The 9,764-nt window shown below is 35.6% G+C and carries 3 protein-coding genes; all 3 read left to right on the top strand.

What is annotated here, in order from left to right; translation table 11 throughout:
• Nucleotides 1-231 precede the first annotated feature (231 nt).
• The 3 genes from A0J48_RS03325 (at nucleotide 232) to A0J48_RS26720 (ending at nucleotide 9,762) form a co-directional block, all read left to right on the top strand.
• Nucleotides 232-2,637 carry an MASE1 domain-containing protein gene (locus A0J48_RS03325; protein WP_200320309.1) on the top strand — a complete coding sequence of 802 codons (2,406 nt, stop codon included), beginning with the start codon at nucleotides 232-234 and terminating at the stop codon, nucleotides 2,635-2,637.
• On the top strand, nucleotides 2,630-7,123 hold the full coding sequence (locus A0J48_RS03320) for a PAS domain S-box protein (protein WP_200320307.1): 4,494 nt from the start codon (nucleotides 2,630-2,632) through the stop codon (nucleotides 7,121-7,123). The genes A0J48_RS03325 and A0J48_RS03320 overlap by 8 nt, the downstream gene beginning before the upstream one ends.
• Nucleotides 7,124-7,293: 170 nt before the next feature.
• A complete protein-coding gene (locus tag A0J48_RS26720) occupies nucleotides 7,294-9,762 on the top strand; it encodes an MASE1 domain-containing protein (RefSeq protein ID WP_234300694.1) in 2,469 nt (822 codons plus the stop codon).
• The last annotated feature ends 2 nt before the right edge of the window (nucleotides 9,763-9,764 follow it).

Below are 9,764 nucleotides of genomic sequence, written 5' to 3'. Positions count from 1 at the left end.
GGGGAAGCAGGGGAGGCAGGGGCTTAAGCCCAGTTTTTTGGTAGAACCTAGATAAATCAAAGGTTTGAGGCTGAGAAATAGGAAAGTAGGTGCAAGGTTTTTGAAGGGTGTAGCATCAAAAGTGTGTATTTTGGATTGATATAGATCAGAAAATTTGGGGATGACAGATAGCTGAAACTGTTCCCTGTTCCCTGTTCCCTGTTGCCTGTTGCCTGTTCCCTGTTCCCTCCTATGAAGATTTTTCAACGGCTTGGTGTTGAGTATAAAAACCCTCGTTGGTGGTTTGATGTGTTAGTTATTGCCATGAGTTACTATGTTGTCTCTTGGCTGGTTTTGAAAAAAACGTCTGTTCCGGCTTTTGGTACTCCTGTTTGGCCAGGTACAGGTTTTGCTGTGGGTTTTTTGCTGCTGTGGGGGCGATCGCGTTGGTTTGGGGTCTTGTTAGGTGCAGTCTTTGCTAATTCTATCGGTATGAAAATACCAATTTTAGCTTTTATTGGAGGTGTTGGGACTACAATTGGCTCATTAATTTCTGTAATGCTAATACTGCGATTCACTGGCACTAATTACCCTTTGAATAAAGCTAGAGATGCAGTTATTTTCTCGCTGTGTACTTTATTTACTGGTACTATCTTTCAATCTTTGTTAGGTGTAGTTACAGTTTGTTTAGCTGGCTATGAATCCTGGCATCAATATTTAGCAGTCTCATTTAGTTGGTGGGTTGGTGATGCTGTAGGAATTTTAGTATTTGCTCCACCTATTTTAACTTTGTCCCGAAAGATACCTGATATAGAAGTTAAATCGTGGCTCAGTGGCGAAATGTTAGCAACGTTAATTATTTTAGGTATAGTCAGTTATTGTACTTTGATTCAACCAAAACCTTTAGAGTATTTACTGTTACCGCCTTTATTTTGGTCTGCTTTTCGCTTTGGCAGTAAAGTAACTACTTTATTAGTGGCAATGATCTCTACAGCAGCAGTTGTGACTACCAGTTATCGTTTAGGAGTGTTTTATGACGCAGCTTTGAAGAATCATTCCATTTTATTACTACAACTGTTTATGGGTGTCATATCTGTGACTACTATGGTCATGTTAGCTATTGTCACAGAAAATCATAAATATAGGTTATATCTAAAAACAGCCAATACAGAATTAGAACAACGAGTTTTTGACCGGACTAGAGATTTACAAGAAAGTGAAAGCAAAGCCAAGGAATTAGCAGCTAAAGCAGAAGCTGCTAACCAGGCAAAAAGTGTATTTATTGCCAATATGAGTCATGAATTGCGATCGCCTCTCAATGCCGTTCTTGGTTTTTCGCAATTGATGTTACGTGCTAATAATCTGCCCCCTGAGCAATATGAAAATGCAGGGATTATTTATCGCAGTGGAGATTATTTACTGACTCTAATTAATAATATTCTGGATTTATCGAAAATTGAAGCAGGTAAAGCTACACTGAATGTACATAATTTCGACCTCTATCGCTTGCTAGATGATTTAGAAGATATGCTACATTTAAGGGCAAGTAATGAGGGATTAAAACTCATATTTCAACGCACTGAAAAACTACCCCGTTATATTTGCAGTGATGAAGTTAAATTGCGTCAGATTTTAATTAATTTAATCAGTAATGCCATTAAATTTACCCGTGAAGGTGGAATTACAGTGAGTGCGAACAAAGGAAATGAAGAAACAACAGATGTTGTCAATCTTTATTTCCGAGTTCGTGATACAGGAGTGGGAATTGCTGCGGCTGAACTACCAAAACTATTTGATGCCTTTGCTCAAGCAGAAGCGGGAAAAGAGATGCAAGAAGGAACTGGTTTAGGTTTAGCTATCAGTCGCAGGTTTGTACACTTAATGGGTGGGGAGATTGCGGTTGAAAGTGAAATCGGTAAAGGTACAACTTTCAGTTTTTATATTCAGGCAACACTAGGTAAAGCAACAACTAGTAACAGTCCAGAAGAACATCAGCGAGTGATCGGACTGGCATCAGGACAGCCTACCTATAAAATTCTGGCAGTGGATGATAAACCTATTAATCGTCAACTGTTGATTAAGCTTTTGGAACCTTTGGGATTTGAGATTAGAGAAGCTAGTAATGGTCAAGAAGCGATCGCTATTTGGGATGAGTGGGAACCACATTTAATTTGGATGGATATGAGAATGCCTGTGATGGATGGTTACGAAGCTACAAAACATATCAAATCCACTACTAAAGGCAATGCTACGGCTGTGATTGCTTTAACAGCGAGTGTTTTAGAAGAAGAAAAGGCGATCGTTCTTTCGGCTGGTTGTGATGATTTTTTACGTAAACCTTTTGCAGAACATACAATTTTTGATGCCTTGGCTAAACACCTGGGTGTAAAATACATTTATGCAGAAACACAAGCGTTGGATTTGGATAATCCAGATGATAAAGCCGTGACATCAGCCAGCTTGACCTGTATGTCCACAGATTGGATTAATCAATTATATGCAGCGGCGCTAGAAGCTAATACTAACCTGGTTTTAAAACTGTTAAAAGAAATTCCAGAAACAGAGATTTATCTGGTAAAGTCACTAACAAAACTGGCTCGACAATTTGAATTTGAGCAGATTGTGGAATTAGCCGAACCCTTGATAAGCAATGATTAGCGATCGCACCAGTAAACCTCAAAAATCCCGACAAATTCCTCTGAGATTAGTGTTAATCATCCCCTTTGTCTTACAAATTGTGGGGGCAGTGGGACTAGTGGCTTATCTTTCCTACCGTAGTGGACAAAAAGCGGTAGAAGATATCGCTCAATCGCTGATGACAGAAGTGGGCGATCGGATTGAACAAAATTTAGCTAATTACTTGCATCAACCAACGGAAATTGTGAAAAATAATGCCGCAATTATCAAATTGGGTATTATTAACTGGCGTGATTTAGCTACAATAGAGAAATATTTTTGGCAGCAATCACAGATTTTTAATGATATCAATTCAGTAGCAATTGCCGATGAACAAAAACAAATTTTAATCATCCAAAAGCAAGATGATGGCTCTCGTGTAATTCGATTAAGGGATAAAACCACTAATTATAATTGGGACAATTATCTAGCTGATAGTCAGGGTAAACGTATCAAATTAATTAGACGTTCAACAACTTACGACCCCCATAAAGACCCCCCTAACAACCCTTGGTATGGAGCAATAAAAAAGGCTGGTGGTCCAATTTGGAGACTCAACGTTGCAATTATTAAAGCAAATAACCCGATTTTAGTTGCTGTTTACCTTGAGCCTTTATACGCTCCTAATAATACTTTTCAAGGAGTTCTCGGTTCTTCCATTTCTTTATCTCAACTAGGGGCTTTTCTCAAAAGTTTAAAAATTGGCAAAACGGGTCAAGCTTTTGTCATAGAAAAAAATGGGTTATTAATTGGTACTTCTACCGGCGAAATTCCCTTTCGTAAAGGGGTAATTGACCCAGCCAATCCTAACAACTGGGCAAAAAATGTAGACCCAAATCAACGCAGGCTAAATGCTCTTGCAAGTAGCAATATTTTAACTCAAAAAACTACTGCCTATTTAAAAAATAACTTTGGTAATTTTCATCATATTCATCAGCGAGAGCTATTGAGATTTAAATTTAAAAATCAATCGTACTTTGTGCAGATTTTACCATTACAAAGCCAACACAATTTAGATTGGCTGACAATCGTTGTTATTCCTGAATCTGACTTTATAGCAGAAATTCAAAACAATAATCGACAGACAATTTTATTATGTTTTCTCACATTTTTGACAGCAACGGGAATGGGAATTCTGACTGCTAGTTGGATTACTCAGCCAATTTTGCGATTTAGTCATGCGAGTCAATCCCTAGCTAAAGGAGAATGGCATGAATATTTATCAGAAGATATAGCAATTACAGAACTTCAGGTTTTGGCTGTTTCTTTTAATGAAATGTTAGCGCAAATTCATCAATCTTTTGATAGGCTAGAAATAGCCTTGAAAGAATCTACAGAAAAATATAAAATCCTCTTTCAAACCCTACCTATTGGTATTTTAATTACCGACGCAGAAGGAAAATTAATCGAAGGTAATACCATGTTAGGTAATTCTATGATCGGCCAGATTTTAGGCGTTACTTCTGCTCAAAATACCGAACATATACACAATACCAATAATTGGGAAATTATTTATCCTGATGGTTCTCCAATGGCATCTGAAGAATATCCTAGTGTGCGGGCTTGGAAAGAAAATCGCTTCATTCATGATGTGGAAATGGGAATTATCCAGACGGATGGTAGTATTTGCTGGTTGAGTGTTAGTGCAGCACCAATTCCCTTAGAAAATTATGGAGTAGCAATTGTTTATTTAGATATTACTGAGCGTAAACAAGCAGAATTAGAAACTTGGAGAATTCATAATTTCCTCAATTCTATTATTGAAAATATTCCCAATATGGTTTTTGTCAAAGATGCTGAAGATTTGAAATTTGTGCGTTTTAACAAAGCAGGGGAAGAATTACTGGGCTATACCAGAGAAGAATTAATTGGCAAAAGCGATCATGACTTTTTTCCACCAGAGACAGCAGATTTTTTCATTTTCAAAGATCGAGAAGTTCTGAAAAATGGTAAAGTTCTAGATATTCATGAAGAATTTATTTACACAAGGAATCAAAGTGTACGGATTTTACATACTAAGAAAATTCCTATTTTAGATGAATTTGGTAAACCGAAATATTTGTTAGGCATTTCGGAAGATATTACTGAACGTAAACAAGCGGAATTAGCTTTACAAAACAGTGAAGCTAGATTTCAAAAAATTGCTATCTCGTCGCCTGGAGGTATCTATATTCTTGTTCAACCTGTAGATGGTTCAATCTATTTTGAATATGTAAGTTCAGCTGTTGAAGATATTTGCGAGTTGACAGTTAAAGAATTACTAGAAAATTTCCATAACTATCAGGTGCTGATTCATCCTGATGATTTAGCGAGTTATCAACAAGTCATTGCTGATAGTATCAAAAATCTATCTCCTTTTCAGCATGAATGGCGCATTATTACCCCCAGCAAAAAAGTCAAATGGGTACAAGCAAGATCCCGCCAAGAATGCCGAGAAAACGGAGATGTGGCTTTGTATGGGGTAATGTTAGATATAACTGATCAAGTTGAGTCTAAACAACGCTTGGATCAACTAGCTCATCACATCCCCGGCATGATTTATCAGTATCGTCTCAGACCTGATGGTACTTCCCATTATCCTTATGCTAGTGATGGTATTCGAGAAATTTATGATGTCACTCCAGAGGAAGTAAAAGAAGATGCCACACCTGTTTGTCAAGTTATTCACCCGGATGATGTAGAGAAGATTAATCAGTCTATTTTAGAATCCGCTAACAACCTCACTCCTTGGTATATTGAATATCGAGTTTGTCATCGAAATGGTCAAGTAAATTGGGTTTTTGGTCATGCCACACCACAAAAACAACTGGATAATAGTATTATTTGGCATGGCTATATCAGTGACATTAGTGAATCCAAAAAACTCGCTGATGAACTATTAACTAAAACTACAGAGTTAGAGAGATTTTTTAACACTACTTTAGATTTATTATGTATTGCTGATACAGATGGATATTTCCGCAAAGTTAGTGCTTTATGGCCAGATGTTTTGGGCTATTCTTTAGATGAATTACAGGATCGGAAGTTTCTCGATTTTGTTCACCCTGATGATCTAGAATCTACCCTGGAAGCAATAAAAACACTTAGCAATGGAGAAGATATATTAAATTTTACTAATCGCTATCGCAGAAAAGACGGTTCATATATTTATCTAGAATGGCGTTCTAGACCTCAAGGTCAACTGATTTATGCCGCAGCAAGGGATATCACCGAGCGCAAAAAAGCTGAATTAGCCTTAGCGCAGGCCAAAGAGGCAGCAGAAGCAGCTACTAAAGCTAAAAGTGAATTTCTTGCTAATATGAGTCACGAAATTCGTACTCCCATGAATGGGGTTTTAGGTATGGCTCAGTTACTATCTAATACCAATTTGACAGAAGAACAACAAGATATTGTGCAATCAAATAGGAATAGCGGTTATGCTCTTTTAGTCATTATTAATGATATTCTGGATTTTTCAAAAATTGAATCAGGAATGTTGCAATTAGAAAAACATCCGTTAATTTTAAATGATATTATTAAATCGGTTTACAACCTATTTGCTAAACAAACAGCAACCAAAAATATTCAGTTAGAATATGCGATTACTCCTGATATTCCTACACATATTTTAGGAGATGCTGCTCGCCTTCGCCAAATTTTATTAAACCTAATTGGCAATGCTATTAAATTTACTGAACAAGGTAAAATTTATATTACCGTTGCCATTAATAGTAAACATAAAGATGAAAAGATAGAATTAATTATATCTATTCAAGATACAGGAATTGGTATTGAGCAAGAACGCTTAAATCAATTATTTCAACCATTCACCCAAGCAGATGCTTCCATCAGTCGTAAATATGGCGGTACAGGTTTAGGTTTAGCTATTAGCAAGAGTTTAGTCAATTTAATGGGAGGGACTATTTGGGTAGAAAGTCTCGGTCATATTGGTGGTCATCCTCTTGAAAATTGGTCATCAAATATCAAAAATAATAATTTCACGGGTTCAAGTTTTTATTTTACGTTTATCACAACAGCAGTTTTACCTAGTAACTTAATAGCAGAAAATTCTCCCCAACTATCTTCAGGGAAGACAATTAATGAAATATCTTCCATAAGAATTTTATTGGCAGAAGATAACAAAGTTAATCAAAAAGTTGTGCTATTGACCTTAAAAAAGTTAGGTTATAACGCAGATGTGGCTAACAATGGTTTAGAAGTTTTAAAAATATTAGAAAATAAATTTTATGATATAATTTTAATGGATATGCAGATGCCAGAAATGGATGGTTTAACTGCAACAAAGATAATTCGACAATCTGCCAAACCCCAGCCTTATATTATCGCTTTAACTGCTAATGCGTTAGAGGTGGATCGGCAAATGTGTTTAGATGTGGGCATGAATGATTATATCAGTAAACCTATTGTTATTACTGAATTTCAGGAAGCACTAAAAAATGCAACAATTCTTAAACTCTCCAAATTATAAGCATGATTGCAAGTCAGCACAGCAAACATATTTTTTCAATATCTCCTTAAGATTACTATTACCAAATATTGAAACCGAGAATATCAATAATTAACAAACATTAAAACCGATGTTCACTTCACAGTACCAGTTGCCGGAAATTGGTATAGAAAATTTGCATAATAAAGAAGATGAAATTAAGACAAAAAATTGAGCGATCGCTCACTAGAAATTACAAGCTACAACTCCTCATTGTTACCGTTAGTTATACTGCGGGAATGATCATGGCACTGGGACTTCATCGTTTAGATCCTCTGGCGTTAAGTGTTTGGCCACCTGCGGGAATTGCTTTAGGAGCAATGTTACTGTTTGGAATCAGAGTTTGGCCAGCAATAGTGATCAGTTTTATTTTATATATCATTTCTGGTGAAGATCCATTTGATTTTACATCATCAATCATGCCTCTGATATGCGAAATATTACAAGCTACATTTGCTGTCAAATGTTTAGATTATTTTCATTTTAATCGCCGATTAAATCGTTTAAATGATGTCTTTCAACTGATATTTGTGGGGGCTATAATTTCTACGCTTATTAAATGTATTTTGCAGATATCAACTATTTGTTTATTAAAAGAAGGATTTTGGATTGATTTTATTTGTATATCTCCCACAGGTGATTGGAGTAATTTGATTAATCTTTTTTGGACTTGGTGGGTGGGGAATGTCATGGGCATATTAATATTTACTCCCCTAATTTTATTAGTATATCCTGGTAATCAACCATCGCTCACATCAATTTTATTGAAAAGTAAATTAAAGAATATCAGATTACAATATCTGTTTTTATTGTGCTTAATCACTATTATTAGTTGCCTAGTATTTTACACAAAAATTGACAAACATCTTGCCAATTATCCTATAGAATATTTACCTTTACCTTTAATTATTTGGGCAACTTTAAAATTCGACCAAACTATTTCTAGTGTAGCTACATTTTTGGTATCACTAATTTCAATCTTAGCTAATTTTCAAGATGGGGGTCCTTTTCTGGCTAGAACTGGAAATATCAGCGAAGCAACTTTATTACTGCAAACTTTTATGGAGGTAATTACTATTACTAATTTAGTATTATCAGCTACGGTTAATGAACGTACACAAGCGGAAATGCAGTTACAAAGGTTAAACCAGGACTTAGAAAATCGTATACAAGAAAGAACCGCAGAGTTAGCCATTGCCAAGGAAAAAGCAGAGGTAGCAAATCAAGCAAAAAGTGCGTTCATTGCTAATATGAGTCATGAATTGCGATCTCCTTTAAATGCTATTCTCGGTTTTTCCCAATTGATAGTACGCAATAAAAATATCCCCCCCGATTTATATGAAAATGTAGGGATCATTTATCGCAGTGGAGAATATTTACTAACACTAATTAATAATGTTCTGGATTTATCCAAAATAGAAGCAGGTAAAACTATCCTCAATCCTACAGATTTTGACCTGTATCGCTTGCTTGATGATTTAGAAGATATGTTTCATTTACGGGCAAGTAATCAAGGCTTAAATTTAACATTTCAGCGGAATGAAAATGTCCCTCGGTACATTTGCTCAGACCCAGTTAAACTGCGGCAAGTGTTAATTAATTTAATTAGTAATGCTTTGAAATTTACACAATTAGGAGGAATAAGTTTAACGGTAAATAGTAGCAGTAAAAAAATCACAGATGTTGTAACTATTAATGTTCAAGTTTGTGATACAGGTATAGGTATTGCTACTGCCGAATTACCGAAACTGTTTGATGCTTTCTCTCAAACCCAATCGGGAAAAGATGCCCAAGAAGGAACGGGTTTAGGTTTAGCTATTAGTCGTAAGTTTGTACAGTTAATGGGTGGTGATATTTCAGTAAAAAGTAAATTAGGAAAAGGTACAAATTTTACGTTCTCTATTCAAGCTAAACTAGGGCAACCAAGTAATATTAATTTAGTCGAAGAACATCCTAGAGTTGTAGAACTCGCCCCAAGTGAAACTAAATACAAAATATTAACAGTAGATGATAAATCTATTAATCGTCAATTGTTAATTAAGCTGCTTAGTCCTCTGGGATTTGAGATCAAAGAAGCTAGTAATGGTCAAGAAGCTATTACTATTTGGGATGAGTGGGAACCTCACCTGATTTTCATGGATATGAGAATGCCTGTGATGGATGGTTACGAAGCTACCAAATATATTAAGTCTCAAATTAAAGGAAGTGCTACGACTGTAATAGCCTTAACAGCAAGTGTTTTAGAAGAAGAAAAAGCGTTTGTAATTTCAGCAGGCTGTGATGATTTTCGCCGCAAACCCTTTACAGAACATACTATATTGGAAGCAATATCTAAGCATTTGGGAGTGAAATATATTTATGCAGAACCTATTCTGAAAGAGAGTAGCAATTATTCAGAAAATGCATTAACTTCAGAAAATTTAACAATAATGACAAAAGATTGGATTGTAAGATTGTATCATACTGCACTAGAAGCAAATGTTAATGTCATAATGGAATTAATTCAAGAAATTCCAGAGACAGAGACTAGTTTAATTCAATCTTTAACTCAACTTATCTATCAATCTCAATTTGAAATAATTGCTGATTTAGTTGAACCTCTACTATTAGATACAAATTAATT

The sequence above is a fragment of the Sphaerospermopsis aphanizomenoides BCCUSP55 genome, from assembly GCF_001586785.1.
In the GTDB taxonomy this organism is placed as follows: domain Bacteria; phylum Cyanobacteriota; class Cyanobacteriia; order Cyanobacteriales; family Nostocaceae; genus Sphaerospermopsis_A; species Sphaerospermopsis_A aphanizomenoides_A.
Note: the sequence above shows the minus strand (reverse complement) of the source record. Positions and strands in the feature narration are given on the sequence as shown.